The following is an 18,111-nucleotide window of genomic DNA, read 5'->3' as shown; positions in this document are numbered from 1 at the left end:
TAGTTAATTTAAAGCAAAAAAGCGCAAGCACCACCTTGGGCTTGCGCTATTGCGTCGGAGTGAGAACACCTCACACCTCACTCCGAACACCTTATATCATCACAGCGTACGAGCAACCTCGACCACTTCAAAGACTTCCAACTGGTCGCCCAATTGAATATCGTTAAAGTTTTTCAACTGCAAGCCACATTCGAAACCAGCTTTCACTTCTTTAGCTTCATCTTTAAAGCGTTTGAGATTTTCCAGCTCGCCTTGATGGATTACCAAGTTGTTACGCAAGACACGAACACCTGCCGAACGTTTAACAACACCTTCCATCACCAAGCAACCTGCAATCGTACCCACTTTAGATACAGCAAAGACCTGACGAATCTCAACCAGACCAATGATCGACTCACGACGCTCTGGTGCCAACATGCCCGACAAGGCCGCCTTCACATCATCTACAGCATCATAAATAATGTTGTAGTAACGTAAATCAACGCCTTCAGCCTCAGCCAATTTACGCGCAGCCGCATCAGCACGGGTATTAAAGCCAATAATGACCGCTTTAGAAGCCAGAGCCAAATTCACATCTGACTCAGAGATACCACCTACAGCACTGTGCAAGATTTGTACCCGCACTTCGCTGGTAGATAGTTTCTGCAAGCTTTGTGACAAGGCTTCTGAAGAACCCTGAACGTCAGCTTTAATAATGATTGGCAAGTTTTGAACATTGCCTTCCGCCATTTGCGCAAACATATTCTCAAGCTTAGATGCTTGTTGACGAGCAAATTTCACATCACGGTATTTACCTTGACGGAACATCGCAATTTCACGCGCTTTTTTCTCGTCAGCCAATACCATGGCATCAACACCGGCAGATGGCACTTCCGACAAACCAAGAATTTCAACAGGCATTGATGGGCCTGCTTCAGTAATTGGCTTACCATTTTCATCCAACATCGCACGGATACGGCCATAAACCTGACCAGCCAAGACAGTATCGCCTTTGCGTAAAGTACCAGACTGAACCAGCATTGAAGCAACCGGACCACGACCTTTATCCAAGCGAGCTTCGATAATAATCCCTTTAGCAGGACCATCAACTGGCGCAGTCAACTCAAGCACTTCAGCTTGCAACAGAATTGCATCCAGCAACTCATCAATCCCTAAGCCTTTTTTCGCTGATACATGAACGAATTGAGTATCACCACCCCAATCTTCCGGCACCACTTCTTGCGCTACCATTTCTTGGCGAATACGCTCGAAATTAGCTTCTGGCTTATCAATCTTATTCACGGCAACAACGATCGGCACACCGGCCGCTTTCGCGTGGTGAATGGCTTCAATCGTTTGCGGCATCACGCCGTCATCGGCAGCAACCACCAACACCACGATATCCGTCAATTGAGCACCACGGGCACGCATTGAAGTAAATGCCTCGTGACCCGGGGTATCGAGGAAGGTAATCATGCCCTTGCCTGTTTCAACGTGATACGCACCAATGTGCTGAGTAATACCACCCGCTTCGCCCGAAGCGACTTTTGCGCGACGAATATAATCGAGCAAAGAGGTTTTACCATGGTCAACGTGACCCATCACTGTCACAACTGGCGCACGCGGCGTTGATGCATGATCAGTTTTAGCTTCTTCATCCAAATAGATATCTGGATCATCCAATTTCGCAGCAACTGGTGTATGGCCCATTTCTTCAACAATAATCATTGCTGTTTCTTGGTCCAGCACCTGGTTGATGGTGACCATCATGCCCATCTTCATCAACGCTTTAACCACTTCAACGCCCTTAACGGCCATTTTGTGGGCCAAATCGGCAACTGAAATCGTTTCTGGCACGTCCACTTCACGCGCTACAGGCTCAGTCGGTGCCACAAATGCATGGGCATTATCCGCTTGCTGCTGAGCATGGTTCTTCTTACCACCTTTTTTAGACTTCCAATCATTACCCGTATCACCGCCACGAGTTTTGATGCCCTTCTTCTGACGACCATCATTCCAGCCGCCTTTTTCATCTTTCTTCGGCGCCGCGCCAGCAGGTTTTTTATCTGCTGGTTTAGCCGCCGCAGCCGCTGCAGGCGCAGCTTTTTCTGGGGCATGAATTGGTGTTTCTTTCGGACGACGGAAATCGACACGCGCACCAACACGTGGCGCTTCGTGGCCCGGCTTGATGTGCGGTTTCACTGCAGGCTTGGCTGCTTCTGTCGCTTTAGCTGGCGCTTTTTCTGCCGGCTTAGCTTGCTGTACCTGTGGTTTAACCGCAGGCGCAGGAGCCGCAACAGGCGCTGGCGCCGCCACAACTTCAGCTACCGGAGCAGCAGGAGCCACCATTTCGGCAGGCTTTTGATTGCGATTTTGCTTAGCTTGCATTTCGGCCGCTTGGCGAGCGTACAATTCATTTTGGCGGCTCGCTTCCGCTTCACGACGTTGGCGTTGAGCCTCATCAATCACCGAAACTGGCGCGGCAACTGGCGCAGCCACTTTAGGCGCTACAGGTGCTGGCGCTGGCGCGGCAACTGGTGCCGGTGCGGCAACTGGCGCAACTACTTCAGGTGTTGCAGATGTCTCAACAACACGCTTTTTACGCACTTCAACTTGAATCGTTTTTGATTTGCCAGTCGCATCAGTTTTACGAATTTCAGTCGTTTCTTTACGCGCCAATGTTACTTTCGGCTTATCACCGCCTTGACCATGCTTTTGTTTCAGATGACCGAGCAAAAGCTGCTTATCATCCGAACTTAATACGTCATCGGCATTGTTTTTGTTCACGCCAGCTGCTTTCAATTGTTCGATAAGCTCTTGTGTTGGCATTTTTAATTCGGCAGCAAACTGGCTGACTTTGGGTTCACTCATTGATTACTCTCCCGCGCCTTAGGCGAACAAATGTTCGCGCGCTTTCATGATCAGTTGTTTAGCGGTTTCTGCGTCGATACCAGTCATTTCGGTTAATTCATCGACCGCCAAATCTGCTAGATCGTCACGGGTATGTATATCGTTCTCAGCCAATACAGTAGCTAATTCCGAGGTCATACCCTCCAGCGTCTTCAGGTCTTCGGACTGATGCTCTAGCTTTTCTTCACGCGCAATAGCTTGAGTTAACAAGGCATCACGAGCACGAGAGCGCAGTTCGTTTACGGTTTCTTCATCAAACGCTTCGATTTCCAGCATTTCATTCAGTGGCACATAGGCCACCTCTTCTAATGTATTGAAGCCTTCTTGTACCAAGACATCAGCTACATCTTCATCAATATCCAGCGCCTGAATAAACAAAGCGCGAATCTTAGTGAATTCTTCTTCGTGTTTTTGCTCTGCTTCATCAACGGTCATGATGTTGAGTTTCCAACCCGTTAACTCAGCCGCTAATTTCACATTTTGGCCGCCACGACCAATGGCCATCGCCAAATTATCTTCATCAACGACGACATCCATACTGTGGGTGTCTTCGTCCAAAATAATTGAGCTCACTTCTGCAGGTGACAAAGCATTAATCGCAAACTGGGCAGCATCAGCCGACCATAAAACGATATCAACACGTTCACCGGCCAATTCATTACTAACCGCATTAACCCGTGTACCACGCACACCGATACAAGTGCCTTGTGGATCAACACGTTGATCGTTGGATTTAACGGCAATTTTAGCGCGCATCCCTGGATCACGTGCCACGCCTTTTAGCTCGATCAAATTGTTTTCAATTTCTGGCACTTCAAGTTCAAACAATTTTGCCATAAATTCTGGCGCAATCCGCGACAAGACCAATTGCGGGCCACGGCCATTGCGATCAATACGTAATAAAAACGCTTTAACGCGATCACCAACACGCAAGTTTTCTTTTGGAATCATCTGATCGCGCGGCAAAATAGCTTCAAGCTTACCGAGCTCAAGAATGGCATTGCCACGCTCAATCCGCTTGATGCTACCTGAAACAATATGTTCACGACGTTGCAAGAAATCATTCAAATTTTGTTCGCGTTCAGCATCACGGATTTTTTGCAAAATCACTTGCTTGGCCGCTTGTGCGCCAATACGACCGAACTCAATCGGCTCTAACTCGACTTCCCATACATCACCCACCGACAAATCGGCACTGTATTCTGGGGCGTCAGTAATCGCGATTTGACGCGACGGTTCTTCGTGGTCGTTATCTTCAACCACGTCCCATACGCGAAAGCTACGATAAGCACCGGTGTGACGGTCAATTGAAACGCGAATCTCAACTTCTTCTTCGTAACGTTTTTTGGTTGCAGAAGCGAGCGCCAACTCAAGCGCACCAAACACAACTTCTTTTTCCACGTTTTTTTCGTGCGCAAGTGCTTCGACCAGCACTAGAATTTCACGATTCATAAATTAGTCCTCCGGCATAGAACAAAAGCCAAATTAACAGTATTTGCCAAATGGGTGGCGCAATTTAAAACTGCGGTTCGATCCGAACGCGATCAATCGACGCCAAAGGTAATTTCAACACTTCGCCCGTCACATCAATCACAACTTGATCATCCACCAAACCTAATAACTTGCCGATGAGATTTCGGCGACGATCAGGCAAGGGCAACCGTAGTTTTACCTTCACCATCTCACCGGCAAATCGCTCAAAATCCGCCGGTTTTTTAATGAGGCGATCCAATCCCGGTGAAGACACCTCGAGGCGCTCATGGGGGATGTTTTCAACCATAAATAAACGCAACAAGTGATTACTCACTGCCACGCAGTCATCAATAGTTACGCCACCGTCTTTGTCGATGAAAATGCGCAATAAACCTTTTTCGCCCATTTCAAAATCGACTAATTCGTACCCTAAACCCGGCAAGGTATTGTCCAACACAGATTGCAGATTGGCCGCCATACTCTTCTTCTCAAAGCTACAAACAAAAAATGGGCTGCAATTCCTGCGCGCCCATTTGAAAGCACTCCCGTCGTTTTTTACGGGATTTTCCTGATTCTAACAGAAAAGATAAGCTGGCGAAATACTCCTCACACAAAGATGCACTTGTCTCACCGGTGCCTTTGCCCATAAAGTAAGGCCATAACGGAGACAAATAAATGACAAAGCCTTGGCTAGCCAGCTATCAAGCAGGTGTTCCACACAACGTAAATCTGAATGAATTTGCGTCAATTCCAGAAGTAATGCAGCAAAGTGTGCTCAAATACCGCGATCGACCCGCCTTTATCAACATGGGGAAATCGATCACCTACGGTGAATTAGACCAACTTTCAATTCAGTTTGCAGCGTATCTACAACAAACATTAAAACTACCATTTGGTACTCGCATCGCCGTCATGATGCCTAATTTGCTGCAATATCCGGTCGCAATTTTTGGCATTTTACGTGCGGGCTACGTCGTCGTGAACGTTAATCCGCTCTACACTCCGCGCGAATTACAACACCAACTCAATGATTCCGGCGCAGAAGCCATTTTAATTTTGGCCAATTTTGCCCACACGCTAGAAAAAATCATCAGCAACACGGCCATCAAAACCACCATCATCACCGAAATCGGCGATTTATTAGGTTTTCCCAAAGGCTTACTCGTCAACAGCGTGGTCCGCTACGTGAAAAAAATGGTGCCGAACTATACACTACCTGGGCATACCACGTTCAATAAGGTCTTAAAACAAGGGCAGAGCAATACCCTGCAGTCCGTTCCATTGACTCATGATGACATCGCCTTTTTACAATACACCGGCGGCACCACTGGCGTCGCTAAAGGCGCCATGCTCACGCACGGCAACATCGTTGCCAACATGCAGCAAGCGCACGCATGGATTAGCCCTGTTGTGACCGAAGGGCAAGAAATGATCGTTACGGCACTGCCGCTTTATCATATCTTCTCACTGACGGCCAATTGCATGGTGTTTAGTAAAATTGGCGCCACCAATTTACTCATCACCAACCCGCGCGACATTCCTGACTTCATCAAAACACTAGGGAAATACCCAGTAACCTGCATTACGGGTGTCAATACCTTATTTAACGCGCTACTCAACAACCCTGAATTTGCCAAGCTCAACTTTGGCAACTGGAAACTCGCCCTCGGCGGCGGCATGGCGGTACAACATGCCGTAGCAGATAAATGGCAAAAAACCACCAAAGTCCCTTTGGTTGAGGCCTACGGCCTCACTGAAACCTCACCGGCCGCCATGATGAACCCGATGAACACCTTGGAATTCAATGGCATGATTGGGCTACCGATTCCAATGACTGATGCTGTCATTCGTGATGATGCGGGCGCGGAAGTACCTGTGGGCGAACGTGGCGAGCTCTATATTCGCGGCCCTCAAGTCATGAAAGGCTACTGGCAACGCCCTGAAGACACCGCCGATATTTTAGGTGCCGATGGCTTTTTGGCGACAGGCGACATCGCCGTCATGAAACCGAGCGGTTTTTTCCAAATCGTCGACCGTAAAAAAGACATGATTTTAGTTTCGGGCTTTAATGTCTACCCGAACGAAATTGAAGACGTCGTCGCCAACCATCCTGGCGTACTCGAAGTGGCCTGCATCGGTGTAGCCGACGAAAAAACGGGCGAAGCCATCAAACTGGTGATTGTCAAAAAAGACCCCAATTTGACGCCAGAAGAAATCATTGAGTTTTGTCGTGGACAGCTGACTAATTACAAAGTGCCGCGAATTATTGCATTTAGCGATAGCTTACCTAAATCAAATGTGGGTAAAATTTTACGTCGCGAATTGCGTAATTAATCAACCAAGGATCTCAAGATGAATTTATTGCCGTTTTTTAAGCTAATGGCTGAACGTAGTGCATCCGATCTGTTTTTAGCTGCCGATTCGGCAATTGTGATTAAAATTCAAGGCACTTGCCACCCGGTTAACAATCAAATTCTCAGCGCAGAGCATGTGAAGCAACTCGCCTATCAACTGATGGGCGAAGCCCGCATCGCCACTTTTGAGCGTGAATTAGAAATGAATTTTGCCTATCCAGTGGCAGGGATTGGCAATTTTCGGGTTAATGTTTTCAAAAGCCGTGGCACTGTTGCCCTTGTTGCACGCTTTATCAAGCCCAAAGCCGACACGCTCGAAGAGCTATTTATGCCCGAAGTGCTTAAATCACTCATCATGGAAAAGCGCGGCATTATTTTAGTGGTTGGCGCCACCGGCTCAGGCAAATCATCCACCGTTTCGGCCATGCTTGAATACCGCAACGAGCATCACAGCGGGCACATCCTGACCATGGAAGACCCGATCGAATTTATCTATAGCCATAAAAAATCACTCGTTAATCAACGCGAGGTGGGCACCGATACGCACAGCTATGATGACGCACTACGCAACGCCATGCGCGAAGCACCCAATGTATTGATGATTGGCGAAATTCGCGACCAAGCGACGATGACTTACGCCATGCAATACGCTCAAGCCGGCCATTTATGCATCTCCACCTTGCACGCCAACAATAGTTACCATTCTTTAAGTCGGATTGTTAACTTCTATCCGCAAGAAGCACGTGAGTCATTGCTGTATGACCTATCCACCTCATTGCGAGCGATTGTTTCGCAACGTTTGGTGCGCTGCAAAGACAGCGGCAAACTCAAACCCGCCGTCGAAGTCATGCTCAACACCAATCGAATTGCCGAGCTCATTAAAAACGGCGAACTCTCTGAAATCAAAGAAGCGATGGAGCAATCCTTATCCGAAGGTTCACAAACCTTTGAGCAATCGCTGTATCGCATGTATCGCAACAACGAAATCGAGCTAGACGAAGCGCTTCGCAACGCCGACTCGGCCAGCAATCTCTCATGGATGGTGAATAACGCACAATCGGTACAAGAACAAGAAGCCAGCAAAAAAGCCACGAGTAACCAAGCCGCCGAGCCGGATGTGAGCTTTGATATTTCACTACACTAAGCGCTACACCTCAACAACAAGGTCGCTGCGGCGGCCTTTTTCTATGGAAAAAATGATGAAACTCTACGGAATTCCTAACTGCGACACCGTCAAAAAAGCGCGGGTTTGGCTCACTGAAAATAACTTTGACTACGAATGGTACGACTTTAAAAAAAACGTTTTAAGCCCCGCACTCATTGAAGATTGGATTGCCGATTGTGGCTGGGAAGTATTAGTCAATCGCCAAGGCACCACTTGGCGCAAACTCGATGAAGCCTGTAAAGCGAGCGTCATGGATGCCGCCAGCGCCACCACCCTGATGTTAGCCAATCCATCGGTCATCAAGCGGCCGGTACTCGATTACAACGGAAAAATCATCGTTGGCTTTAAACCTGAAACCTACAGCGCCCTACTTTTATAAAGGTATATGATTAAAAGCCATAATCAATATGGCATAGATCAATATACCCGTATAACTACTTGGTTTCCGCCTCAATTTTATTGAGTTGATCCCCTGCTTGCTGCTCAACCATACTGGCCACTGCGTGAGTTTTCTGCAAAGCCTCACGCTGTGGCTCAGCAATTTTTTCGCTTGGCACGGACTGAGCAGGCCCACAACCCACTAACAAGACCACGCCCCACAAGATGACATTTTTCATTTTCACACCTGAACGCAAACTTCAATCCATTCAGCATCTACGAAAAATCAATTAGCATCGACATTGATAGTTTCGTTAAGTGCCAGCCTAACGCCAGACAGCAAAACGGGTTCTCGATAGAGAACCCGTTTAAAATTTGGCGCTGACAAAGCAAGCCTTAAGGCAGGAAAACTTTTTCTGCGTCAGGCTTACTTCAAATGACCGCGAATCAACGATAACATTTGGCCAAATACGCGTGGTGTACCGCAAAGTACATCACCAGAAACCAAGAATTTTTCTTCGCCATTGAGGTCAGTCACCAAACCACCGGCCTCTTGCACCAACAAAGTACCTGCAGCAATATCAACCAACTTCAAGTCAAACTCAAAGAAGCCATCAAAACGACCACAAGCCACATAAGCCAAATCCAAGGCCGCAGCGCCCGGACGACGTACGCCAGCCGCTTTTTGTGCCATATCGCGGAAAATATTCAGGTAGTTTTCTAAATTATTGAACTTGGTATACGGAAAGCCAGTCCCAACCAATGCATCAGACAATTCACGCACTTTTGAAACACGGATACGGCGGTCATTCAAGAATGCACCAACACCACGGGTCGCAGTGAACAAATCATTGCGGTTTGGATCGTAAACAACGGCTTGTGTGATCACGCCTTTATGCTCAAGCGCGATAGAAATGGCGTATTGTGGGAAGCCATGCAAGAAATTTGTAGTACCATCAAGTGGATCGATAATCCAAACGTATTCAGAGTTACCGCGGCTACCCGACTCCTCTGCTAAAATCGCGTGATTTGGGTACGCCTCTAAAATAGTATCGATAATGGCTTGTTCTGCTGCACGATCAACCTCAGAAACAAAATCATTATGACCTTTTTTTTCTGGGGTAATTAAGTCTAAATTATTCGACGCACGTTGAATAACGGTGGCGGCGCGACGCGCAGCGCGCACCGCAGTGTTCAGCATTGGATGCATGACTTCTCACTATTAAAAAAGATCAGATATATTAAGGACGCATTCTACCCGTCTCACGCGAAAGTATAAACCCGATTATGAATAAAGAATCAAATCAAATGAATGAAACCGCTTGCTTATCCAACATCCGTGTTGTTTTATCGCACACCAGCCACCCCGGAAACATTGGTTCAACGGCTCGCGCCATGAAAACCATGGGCTTAACCCAACTCTATTTGATTAACCCCAAAGAGTTCCCTTCTGAGGTGGCCGACGCCCTCGCCTCAAGTGCCCGCGACATTTTGGCCAACGCCAAAGTAGTCTCTTCAATGGCCGAAGCGCTAGAAGGCACCACTTTACAAGTGGCAATGACCGCCCGCCGTCGAGAGCTATCACAACCACTACAAACCCCGCGTCAAATCACACCTGAATTAGTTCAGGCAGCCAGAACTGGCGCTTCAGTGGCATTGGTCTTTGGCGCGGAAACCAGTGGCTTAACCATTGCCGAACTTGAGCAATGCAATCGCCGCGTAACCATTCCAACTAACCCAGACTATTCCAGCTTGAATCTATCGCAGGCCGTGCAAATCTTGGCCTACGAATTGCGCACTGCCTGTTTTGACGAAGGCTATGACGACATTCGCTACCTAGAAGAAAATCGCGAACGCGCCCCACATCAGGCGGTAGAGCTGTTTTTTGAGCATTTCGAAGAAGTGTTATTAACCATCGGCTTTTTGAAACCCAATGCGCCAAAACGGTTAATGCCGCGTTTACGTCGTTTATTTGTGCGAGCTCAAATGGAGCGCGAAGAACTCGACATTATGCGCGGCATTTTACGCGCCGCGAGTGAATTCAAAACCGAGAAAAAAGACTAAGCCCCGGTAGTTACAAACAAAAAAAACACGACACCATCATCAAATATGGGTCGTGTTTTTTTATAAAAACGATCAAAACCTACTGCGTATTACTCTGCAAGCCTTATTCAGCGGCTTTTTCACCGCCATACTCTTCAAAAGCGATCAAAGCTTCGGCGCCCGTCATCACGCTAGGACCACCGCCCATATAAATCGCCACTTGCAGCATTTCCATAAATTCAGCACGCGTCACACCAAGCTTGACACAAGCTTGGGCATGAAAACCCAAGCAACCTTGGCAACGCGCCGCAATGGCAATACTCATCGCCATTAACTCTTTGTGTTTTTTACTTAAAGCGCCTTCAGTGTGCGTCGCCTTAGCGGTCTGCATAAAGCCTTGCTGAGTTTCGGGAATCTCTTTGGCAAACTGGCGCAATTTTCCACTGATGCTTTGCACTAAATCACGATAATTTTCTGTCATCTCTACACTCTTTATAATATAAATTTATATAATAATATTATGTATTATATTTCAGGCAAAAGCAAACAGGCCTCCGAAGAGGCCTGCTTAAAGACGACTTAGCGCAAATTAAGTTCTTGGCAACGTCACACCGACCTGCCCTTGATACTTTCCTTGGCGATCACCATAGCTGGTTTCGCAAACATCATCGGCATCCGCTTCAAAGAACAACACTTGCGCCACACCTTCATTAGCGTAAATCTTGGCAGGCAATGGCGTGGTATTAGAGAATTCTAAAGTTACATAGCCTTCCCACTCCGGCTCAAACGGCGTCACATTCACAATAATGCCGCAACGTGCGTAGGTGGATTTACCCAAGCAAATGGTCAGTGCATTGCGTGGAATACGGAAATATTCAACCGTGCGCGCCAGCGCAAATGAGTTTGGCGGAATAATGCAGTATCCCTTGCCTGACACGTCAACAAAACTGCCTTCATCAAAATTCTTTGGATCAACAATTGTTGAGTTGATGTTGGTAAACACTTTAAACTCATCCGCACAGCGAATATCGTAGCCATAGCTTGAAGTGCCGTACGATACAATACGCTCACCATTCACTTCTTTGACCTGACCCGGAACAAACGGCTCAATCATGCCGTGTTCTTGTGCCATTTTGCGTATCCATTTATCCGACTTAATGCTCATAGTGTGTACTCATTGTAATTGGTGCAGGTTTGTCACAGCTCTGTCATTGAGATGTGACCATCATTGACCATATTGTAACGGTATTAAGGGGCATCGCTAAGGGCTTCTGCTCAGCAATGCGACTTAATTGTGCCACTTCGGCATTTTTTGTATTTTACGTTCGCAAACCTTGCTCTAACACCTAGGATTGCCGACAATAAAGTAAGCATCATTCATCAACCCTGCGGAGTAATTCATGAGTTTAAGCCCTTGCCCAACCCTAGCACTTGCGGGTACTGGCAATGTCGTATTTGATACTGCAAATCTAAGCAATCAGCGCTTCGTATTGTTTTTTTACCCCAAAGACAGCACCCCCGGCTGCACCACCGAAACCAGCGATTTTCGCGATTTATACCCACAATTTTTAGCCGCCAATTGCGCTATTTTTGGCCTAAGTCGTGACAGCCTAAAAAGCCATGAAAACTTCAAAGCCAAATTAGCCCTGCCTTTTGAGCTAATTTCTGACCCAGATGAAATCGCTTGCGAGGCATTTGGCGTCATGAAACTAAAAAACATGTATGGCAAGCAAGTGCGTGGCATTGAACGCAGCACGTTTGTGATTCAAAACGGCATCATTATTCAAGAATGGCGCGGCGTTAAAGTCCCCAATCATGCCGCGCAAGTTTTGGCGTTTGTGCAAAGCTTGCCCACCACGTAATACCAGCAGCGGCCAGATGGCCGCTTTTTTTCAACCCACTTAGCACGACCAAGCTCTCTTCAACACTTATCCTAAAAATTAGTTTCTCACAACCAGGAGTGCATCATGGCCGCCCGTAAACGTAAAGCCCCCAGTGACCGCAAGCTCTTTGTACTGGATACCAATGTGTTGATGCATGACCCCACCTCGATTTTCCGTTTTCAAGAACACGATGTGTTTGTTCCCATGATGACGCTTGAAGAACTCGACTCCAACAAAAAAGGCTTAACCGAAGTTGCGCGAAACGCGAGGCAAGCCAGCCGCTTTATGGAAGAACTCGTCGCCGGCATGGAGCACAACTTGCATGAAGGCGTTTCACTAACCGCCACCAGCAAAGAACAAGCCACTGGCCGCTTATTTTTACAAACAGAAGCCATTACCAGCGTTTTACCGGCACAACTACCGATGGGTAAAGCCGACAATCAAATTTTAGGCGTAGTGCACCATCTGCAGCAGATGTACCCCAATCGGCAAGTCATCTTGGTGTCCAAAGACATCAATATGCGCATCAAAGCACGCACCTTAGGACTGGCAACCGAAGATTACTTTAATGACAAAGTACTCGAAGACACCGACCTACTTTACAACGGCATGCGCGAAATAGATCAGCCGTTTTGGGAGCGAAATAGCAAAGATTTACAAAGCTGGCAAGAAGGCAATCGCAGCTACTGGAAAATCAAAGGCCCTGATGTTGTCGACCTGTATGTCAATCAGTTGCTATTTCAATCTGGCGAAACGCCGATGCAGGCGCGAGTGATTAGCATCGAAGGTAAAACCGCCGTCCTCGAAAGCCTAAAAGATTATGGACACAGCAAAAATGCCATTTGGGGAATTGCCGCACGAAATCGTGAGCAAAACTTCGCTCTAAACCTACTAATGAACCCCGACATTGACTTCATTTCTTTATTGGGACAAGCCGGCACAGGGAAAACCTTGCTCACGCTGGCTGCGGGTTTAGCACAAACCCTAGAATCCAAAATCTACACCGAAATCATCATGACCCGCGTAACGGTGCCGGTCGGTGAAGACATTGGATTTTTACCCGGCACCGAAGAAGAAAAGATGATGCCGTGGATGGGGGCACTTGAGGACAATCTAGATGTGCTCAACCAAACAGACGCCGAAGCGGGCGACTGGGGGCGCGCAGCAACGCGCGATTTAATTCGCTCACGCATCAAAGTGAAATCACTTAACTTTATGCGTGGCCGTACATTCCTTAAAAAATTCCTCATCATCGACGAGGCACAAAATCTAACTTCAAAACAAATGAAGACCCTAATCACCCGCGCGGGCCCTGGCACCAAAGTGGTTTGCCTGGGCAATATCAGTCAAATTGATACGCCATACTTAACCGAAGGCTCATCAGGCTTAACCTTTGTCGTTGATCGCTTTAAAGGCTGGGGGCACTCCGGGCACATCACCTTAACCCGAGGCGAACGCTCACGCTTGGCCGACTATGCCGCCGAGATGCTCTAATTAGACTGGTGTTTACCGCAATAAAAAGCCCCATCGCAATTTGCGACAGGGCTTTTTTATTGACCGACAAATGATTACAAATTACAAAGCCGCCACGACCGCGTCACCCATTGCTGAGCACGAAACACGTGTGGTACCTGCCTCAAAAATATCACCCGTACGCAGACCTTGCGCCAACACCTTTTTAACTGCATTTTCTACGCGCAGCGCCGCCGCTTCATTGTTAAATGTATAGCGCAGCATCATTGCCACCGACAAAATCGTCGCCAATGGATTAGCAATGTCTTTGCCCGCGATATCCGGCGCAGAGCCATGGCTTGGCTCGTACAAGCCTTTATTGTTGGCATCCAGCGATGCGCTTGGCAACATACCAATCGAACCGGTTAACATCGATGCTTCATCGGACAAAATATCACCAAAGATATTACCAGTAACGATCACGTCAAATTGCTTCGGCGCCTTCACCAATTGCATCGCCGCGTTATCAACCAACATATGGCTGAGCTCAACGTCTGGATATTCTTTGGCCATGTCGGTCATGATTTCTTTCCAGAATTCAGTTGTTTCCAGCACATTGGCTTTATCCACTGAACACAATTTTTTACCGCGTTTTTGCGCTGCTTGGAAAGCTACATGACCAATGCGGCGAATTTCGCTTTCAGCGTACAACATCGTGTTAAAGCCTTCGCGCTCACCGGCTTCATTCACGCGAATACCGCGTGGCTGGCCAAAATAAATATCGCCAGTCAATTCACGCACAATCAAAATATCCAAGCCTGAAACGACTTCAGGCTTTAAGGTCGACGCATTGGCCAACTCTGGATACAAAATGGCAGGGCGCAAATTAGCAAACAGATTCAAATCTTTACGAATCGCCAGCAAACCGCGCTCAGGGCGCAGTGGACGATCCAATGTGTCGTATTGCGGCCCACCCACCGCGCCAAGCAAAATCGCATCCGCTTCACGGGCTAACTTTTGCGTAAACTCTGGATAAGGTGAACCGTATTGATCATAAGCGGCGCCGCCAAGAGGCGCTTCTTGTAACTCTAAATCTAAGCCATCATTTTTTAAAACAGTGAGCACTTTTTTAGCTTGCGCTACGATTTCAGGACCAATGCCATCGCCGGGTAGGATCAATACTTTCATGCTGTTCTCGCGGTATTTTGTTTTTTAATTTTTTAAACGTAGAAAAAGAGGGGCTAGCCCCTCTTTTTAATTCATTCGAAACAATTAATACGATACTTTGTAGTTCACATCGCAATCAGTCATAACAATGACGCGTGGGTGCGTTTGCAACAAAGATGCAGGCACTTGGGTGGTGATAGGACCATTGAGTGTGCGATCTAAGATCTCAGCTTTCTCTTGGCCTTTAACGACCAACAAAATCACTTTAGCTTGCATAATCGAGCCCATACCCATCGTTACTGCTTGAGTTGGCACTTCATCGATATGATTAAAGAAACGCTTATTGGCTTCACGGGTTTCTTCTTTTAATGTGACTTGATAAGTACCACGTGACAATTGGCTATCTGGCTCATTAAAACCAATATGACCATTACCACCGATACCCAATAATTGCAGATCAACTGGACCTTGTTCGAACATCATTTTGTCATACAAGCGGCATTCAGCATCAATATCAGCTGCATTGCCATCTGGCACATGCGTGTTTGCCGCTTGAATATCAATGTGATCAAACAAATTGCGTTGCATGAAATTGCGGTAGCTTTCTTGATGCGTTACTGGCAAGCCAACATATTCATCCAAATTAAATGTTTTGGCTTGCGCAAAACTCACCAAGCCAGCTTGATAAGTTTTAACGATTTCTTGATACAAACCCACTGGCGTACCACCTGTTGCCATACCCAATACTGCATTTGGCTTTGCACGCACCATGGCAATAATTAGATCCGCTGCTGCACGATCTAAATCGCTTTGATTTTTAAATTTATGCAAGATCATTGATTTTCTTTCCAAAATTAATTTTGACTCTAAAAGGATACGATAAAATTCGAATAACAATATTGATTCAGTCTAAATAAATACCGATCAACAAGTCCGAATTAAATATTGCGTTTAGGACTGAAGCATCATGATGCGGCAGGCCGCTAGCCTGATCGAATTGACAACCGACACCACCATCAAAAATCCAGCAACCCGACGTTGATGCGCGCAATGTTTATTTAACAAACAGCCACGGCTGCGCAGCTTCATGCTGGGTTTCAAACGCCTTAATTTTGTCGCTATGAGCCAATGTCAGGCCGATTTCGTCCAAACCATTGAGCAAACAATGCTTACGATGCTCAGTCACGTCAAATGCAAACACTTCACCACTGGGCGTAGTGATCGTTTGTTCAAGCAAATCAATTTTTAAGCGATAACCTTCGGTTTTGGCTTCGGCAAATAACTGCTCAATGACAGCCGCAGGCTGCACAATCGGCAACAAGCCATTTTTAAAGCAATTATTAAAGAAAATATCGGCAAAACTTGGCGCAATCAGCGCACAAAAACCGAAATCTTCAATCGCCCAAGGTGCGTGTTCGCGTGATGAACCGCAGCCAAAATTGTCACGCGCCAACAGTACTTGTGCACCTTGGTTACGCGGCAGATTCAACTCAAATTCAGGGTTCAATTTGCGCTGGCTGTTATCCATCCCCGGCTCGCCGTGATCAAGATAACGCCACTCATCAAACAAGTTTGGGCCAAAGCCAGAACGCTTAATGGATTTCAAAAATTGCTTTGGAATGATCGCGTCGGTATCGACATTAGCGCGATCCATTGCGCAGACCAAACCATCGAGTTTAGTAAATGGCTTCATTTTGTTGCCGCCTTATCAATTTCATTACCGACTTTTTTCAAGTCTTTGCCAAAGCCCGACACCGTATTGCATGCCGTTAACGTAAACAATATCAACAACAGGCTTGCGAATAGTTTCATTACACGCCACTCCTTATTGCAAAGAGAAGGTGCGAATATCAACAAAATGACCGGCAATCGCTGCCGCGGCAGCCATTTCAGGACTCACCAGATGCGTACGACCACCCTGCCCTTGACGACCTTCAAAGTTACGATTTGACGTTGACGCGCAACGCTCACCCGACTCCAAACGGTCAGCGTTCATCGCCAAACACATCGAACAACCCGGCTCACGCCACTCGAAACCCGCTGCGATAAAGATTTTGTCCAACCCTTCAGCCTCAGCTTGCGCTTTGACCAAACCAGAACCTGGCACAATCAGCACCAACTTCACGCTATCGGCTTTCTTCTTGCCAGCAACAACACCCGCTGCGGCACGTAAGTCTTCAATCCGACTATTGGTACAGGAACCGATAAAGACTTTATCAATCTTAATATCCGTGAGCGGGGTATTGGCTTCTAAACCCATATATTGCAAGGCGCGCGCGTAACTACCCTGACGCGTTGCATCTGATTCTTGTGCCGGATCGGGCACTTTACCGGAGACACCGAGCACTTGCTCAGGCGACGTACCCCAAGTGATTTGCGGCTCAATATCAGCGGCCTGCAATACCACAGTTGCGTCAAACACCGCACCTTCGTCAGAAACCAGGTTTTTCCAATTTTCAACCGCGGCATCCCATTGCGCATCCGTCGGCGCAAAAGGACGACCCTTTAAGTAATCAAAGGTTTTTTGATCCGCGGCGACCATGCCTGCACGAGCACCGGCTTCAATCGCCATATTGCACAAAGTCATACGGCCTTCGATCGACAAAGCACGAATCGCTTCGCCACCAAATTCAATCGCAAAGCCCGTGCCGCCCGCAGTACCAATCTTGCCAATAATCGCCAAAGCAATGTCTTTGGCCGTTACGCCACGACCAACTTGACCGTCGACCCGAACCAGCATCGCTTTAGATTTTTTTGCGACCAAGGTTTGCGTAGCAAGCACATGCTCAACTTCTGAAGTGCCAATACCGTGTGCCAACGCAGCAAATGCGCCATGGGTTGACGTATGGCTATCACCACAAACGACTGTCATACCCGGCAGCGTCGCACCATTTTCTGGGCCAACGACGTGCACAATGCCTTGACGCAAATCTTTAAATGGAAAATAAGCCAACGCACCATATTCTTTAATATTGGCGTCAAGCGTTTCGACCTGTAAACGAGAAATCGGATCTTGAATCCCTTTTTCCCATTCATTGGTTGGCGTGTTGTGGTCTGCCGTCGCAACAACAGAAGAATTACGCCATGGTTGGCGATTGGCCAATTTCAAGCCTTCAAAAGCTTGTGGGCTCGTCACTTCATGCACCAAATGACGGTCAATATAGATTAAGCAAGTACCGTCGGCTTCTTCATGCACAACGTGGGACTGCCAAAGTTTGTCGTAGAGCGTTTGAGCCATAACAATCATCGCAAAAGAGACTATCGGGGAACTCCCGAAGTTAGCACAGAAGGCATATTGCGACAAGCC

The 18,111-nt window shown here is 47.3% G+C and carries 18 protein-coding genes; 6 read left to right on the top strand and 12 right to left on the bottom strand.

The genetic code is table 11. From position 1 onward, the window contains the following. Window positions 1-99: 99 nt before the first annotated feature. The 3 genes from infB to rimP all read right to left on the bottom strand — a co-directional run bounded on the left by infB (window position 100) and on the right by rimP (window position 4,840). Entirely contained in the window at window positions 100-2,850 is a 2,751-nt protein-coding gene (gene infB, locus HQN60_RS12135) for a translation initiation factor IF-2 (RefSeq protein ID WP_173533892.1), read from the bottom strand. Between the two features lie 18 nt (window positions 2,851-2,868). Further along, window positions 2,869-4,341 (bottom strand): transcription termination factor NusA, encoded by a 1,473-nt coding sequence (nusA, locus tag HQN60_RS12130; protein WP_173533891.1) that lies wholly within the window; start codon window positions 4,339-4,341, stop codon window positions 2,869-2,871. A gap of 64 nt (window positions 4,342-4,405) precedes the next feature. Beyond that, window positions 4,406-4,840 carry a ribosome maturation factor RimP gene (rimP, locus tag HQN60_RS12125; protein ID WP_173533890.1) on the bottom strand — a complete coding sequence of 145 codons (435 nt, stop codon included), beginning with the start codon at window positions 4,838-4,840 and terminating at the stop codon, window positions 4,406-4,408. Window positions 4,841-5,037: 197 nt separating this feature from the next. Here rimP and HQN60_RS12120 point away from each other — a divergent pair, with 197 nt between their 5' ends. Genes HQN60_RS12120 through HQN60_RS12110 form a run of 3 tightly spaced genes read left to right on the top strand, consistent with a single transcriptional unit; the run spans window position 5,038 to window position 8,260 of the window. After that, window positions 5,038-6,696: an AMP-binding protein gene (locus HQN60_RS12120; RefSeq protein ID WP_173533889.1), complete on the top strand. Its 1,659-nt coding sequence runs from the start codon at window positions 5,038-5,040 to the stop codon at window positions 6,694-6,696. An 18-nt stretch (window positions 6,697-6,714) separates the two neighbouring features. Next, entirely contained in the window at window positions 6,715-7,860 is a 1,146-nt protein-coding gene (locus HQN60_RS12115) for a PilT/PilU family type 4a pilus ATPase (RefSeq protein ID WP_173533888.1), read from the top strand. A 52-nt stretch (window positions 7,861-7,912) separates the two neighbouring features. Next, window positions 7,913-8,260, top strand: a complete 348-nt coding sequence (locus tag HQN60_RS12110; RefSeq protein WP_217390130.1) for an ArsC family reductase — start codon at window positions 7,913-7,915, stop codon at window positions 8,258-8,260. 55 nt (window positions 8,261-8,315) lie between these two features. On the opposite strand, the gene HQN60_RS12105 is transcribed toward HQN60_RS12110, so the two are convergent. Together HQN60_RS12105 and HQN60_RS12100 are read right to left on the bottom strand one after the other, a co-directional pair. Next, window positions 8,316-8,498, bottom strand: coding sequence for a hypothetical protein (locus HQN60_RS12105; RefSeq protein WP_173533887.1), 183 nt, complete (start codon window positions 8,496-8,498; stop codon window positions 8,316-8,318). A 188-nt stretch (window positions 8,499-8,686) separates the two neighbouring features. Next, window positions 8,687-9,469: an inositol monophosphatase family protein gene (locus tag HQN60_RS12100; protein ID WP_173533886.1), complete on the bottom strand. Its 783-nt coding sequence runs from the start codon at window positions 9,467-9,469 to the stop codon at window positions 8,687-8,689. Window positions 9,470-9,546: 77 nt separating this feature from the next. Here HQN60_RS12100 and HQN60_RS12095 point away from each other — a divergent pair, with 77 nt between their 5' ends. After that, entirely contained in the window at window positions 9,547-10,323 is a 777-nt protein-coding gene (locus HQN60_RS12095) for an RNA methyltransferase (RefSeq protein ID WP_254456624.1), read from the top strand. Between the two features lie 103 nt (window positions 10,324-10,426). Here the strand turns inward: HQN60_RS12095 and HQN60_RS12090 are convergent, their stop codons facing one another. Together HQN60_RS12090 and dcd are read right to left on the bottom strand one after the other, a co-directional pair. Continuing rightward, window positions 10,427-10,783: a carboxymuconolactone decarboxylase family protein gene (locus tag HQN60_RS12090; RefSeq protein WP_173533885.1), complete on the bottom strand. Its 357-nt coding sequence runs from the start codon at window positions 10,781-10,783 to the stop codon at window positions 10,427-10,429. Window positions 10,784-10,891: 108 nt separating this feature from the next. Next, the gene (gene dcd / locus HQN60_RS12085; RefSeq protein WP_173533884.1) at window positions 10,892-11,467 is read right to left on the bottom strand and encodes a dCTP deaminase; all 576 of its coding nucleotides are present in this window, start codon (window positions 11,465-11,467) and stop codon (window positions 10,892-10,894) included. Between the two features lie 235 nt (window positions 11,468-11,702). Here dcd and HQN60_RS12080 point away from each other — a divergent pair, with 235 nt between their 5' ends. Together HQN60_RS12080 and HQN60_RS12075 are read left to right on the top strand one after the other, a co-directional pair. Further along, complete coding sequence (locus HQN60_RS12080; protein ID WP_173533883.1) at window positions 11,703-12,164, top strand: peroxiredoxin; 462 nt, start codon at window positions 11,703-11,705, stop codon at window positions 12,162-12,164. A gap of 105 nt (window positions 12,165-12,269) precedes the next feature. Further along, window positions 12,270-13,679, top strand: coding sequence for a PhoH family protein (locus HQN60_RS12075; RefSeq protein ID WP_173533882.1), 1,410 nt, complete (start codon window positions 12,270-12,272; stop codon window positions 13,677-13,679). A gap of 81 nt (window positions 13,680-13,760) precedes the next feature. On the opposite strand, the gene leuB is transcribed toward HQN60_RS12075, so the two are convergent. The 5 genes from leuB to leuC all read right to left on the bottom strand — a co-directional run bounded on the left by leuB (window position 13,761) and on the right by leuC (window position 18,042). Further along, on the bottom strand, window positions 13,761-14,825 hold the full coding sequence (gene leuB, locus HQN60_RS12070) for a 3-isopropylmalate dehydrogenase (protein ID WP_173533881.1): 1,065 nt from the start codon (window positions 14,823-14,825) through the stop codon (window positions 13,761-13,763). Window positions 14,826-14,909: 84 nt separating this feature from the next. Next, window positions 14,910-15,641, bottom strand: a complete 732-nt coding sequence (gene nagB, locus HQN60_RS12065; protein WP_173533880.1) for a glucosamine-6-phosphate deaminase — start codon at window positions 15,639-15,641, stop codon at window positions 14,910-14,912. Window positions 15,642-15,858: 217 nt separating this feature from the next. After that, the gene (gene leuD / locus HQN60_RS12060) at window positions 15,859-16,497 is read right to left on the bottom strand and encodes a 3-isopropylmalate dehydratase small subunit (protein WP_173533879.1); all 639 of its coding nucleotides are present in this window, start codon (window positions 16,495-16,497) and stop codon (window positions 15,859-15,861) included. After that, window positions 16,494-16,616 carry an entericidin A/B family lipoprotein gene (locus tag HQN60_RS12055; protein WP_173533878.1) on the bottom strand — a complete coding sequence of 41 codons (123 nt, stop codon included), beginning with the start codon at window positions 16,614-16,616 and terminating at the stop codon, window positions 16,494-16,496. Before HQN60_RS12055 ends, leuD begins: the two co-directional genes overlap by 4 nt. Before the next feature lie 13 nt (window positions 16,617-16,629). Continuing rightward, the gene (leuC, locus tag HQN60_RS12050; protein ID WP_173533877.1) at window positions 16,630-18,042 is read right to left on the bottom strand and encodes a 3-isopropylmalate dehydratase large subunit; all 1,413 of its coding nucleotides are present in this window, start codon (window positions 18,040-18,042) and stop codon (window positions 16,630-16,632) included. Window positions 18,043-18,111: the final 69 nt, after the last annotated feature.

The organism is Deefgea piscis (assembly GCF_013284055.1).
Lineage (GTDB): Bacteria > Pseudomonadota > Gammaproteobacteria > Burkholderiales > Chitinibacteraceae > Deefgea > Deefgea piscis.
The sequence above is the reverse complement of the archived record's forward strand: the minus strand, read 5'-3'. Positions and strand labels throughout refer to the sequence as shown.

Excerpts from the sequence above, each read along its gene's own strand:
- HQN60_RS12095 (WP_254456624.1), top strand. The coding sequence starts at position 9,547 with ATGAATAAAGAATCAAATCAAATGAATGAAACCGCTTGCTTATCCAAC.
- HQN60_RS12100 (WP_173533886.1), bottom strand. The coding sequence starts at position 9,469 with ATGCATCCAATGCTGAACACTGCGGTGCGCGCTGCGCGTCGCGCCGCC.
- HQN60_RS12090 (WP_173533885.1), bottom strand. The coding sequence starts at position 10,783 with ATGACAGAAAATTATCGTGATTTAGTGCAAAGCATCAGTGGAAAATTG.
- dcd (WP_173533884.1), bottom strand. The coding sequence starts at position 11,467 with ATGAGCATTAAGTCGGATAAATGGATACGCAAAATGGCACAAGAACAC.
- HQN60_RS12105 (WP_173533887.1), bottom strand. The coding sequence starts at position 8,498 with ATGAAAAATGTCATCTTGTGGGGCGTGGTCTTGTTAGTGGGTTGTGGG.
- HQN60_RS12055 (WP_173533878.1), bottom strand. The coding sequence starts at position 16,616 with ATGAAACTATTCGCAAGCCTGTTGTTGATATTGTTTACGTTAACGGCA.
- HQN60_RS12075 (WP_173533882.1), top strand. The coding sequence starts at position 12,270 with ATGGCCGCCCGTAAACGTAAAGCCCCCAGTGACCGCAAGCTCTTTGTA.
- HQN60_RS12110 (WP_217390130.1), top strand. The coding sequence starts at position 7,913 with ATGATGAAACTCTACGGAATTCCTAACTGCGACACCGTCAAAAAAGCG.
- nagB (WP_173533880.1), bottom strand. The coding sequence starts at position 15,641 with ATGATCTTGCATAAATTTAAAAATCAAAGCGATTTAGATCGTGCAGCA.
- leuC (WP_173533877.1), bottom strand. The coding sequence starts at position 18,042 with ATGGCTCAAACGCTCTACGACAAACTTTGGCAGTCCCACGTTGTGCAT.
- infB (WP_173533892.1), bottom strand. The coding sequence starts at position 2,850 with ATGAGTGAACCCAAAGTCAGCCAGTTTGCTGCCGAATTAAAAATGCCA.
- leuD (WP_173533879.1), bottom strand. The coding sequence starts at position 16,497 with ATGAAGCCATTTACTAAACTCGATGGTTTGGTCTGCGCAATGGATCGC.
- HQN60_RS12120 (WP_173533889.1), top strand. The coding sequence starts at position 5,038 with ATGACAAAGCCTTGGCTAGCCAGCTATCAAGCAGGTGTTCCACACAAC.
- nusA (WP_173533891.1), bottom strand. The coding sequence starts at position 4,341 with ATGAATCGTGAAATTCTAGTGCTGGTCGAAGCACTTGCGCACGAAAAA.
- HQN60_RS12115 (WP_173533888.1), top strand. The coding sequence starts at position 6,715 with ATGAATTTATTGCCGTTTTTTAAGCTAATGGCTGAACGTAGTGCATCC.
- leuB (WP_173533881.1), bottom strand. The coding sequence starts at position 14,825 with ATGAAAGTATTGATCCTACCCGGCGATGGCATTGGTCCTGAAATCGTA.
- HQN60_RS12080 (WP_173533883.1), top strand. The coding sequence starts at position 11,703 with ATGAGTTTAAGCCCTTGCCCAACCCTAGCACTTGCGGGTACTGGCAAT.
- rimP (WP_173533890.1), bottom strand. The coding sequence starts at position 4,840 with ATGGCGGCCAATCTGCAATCTGTGTTGGACAATACCTTGCCGGGTTTA.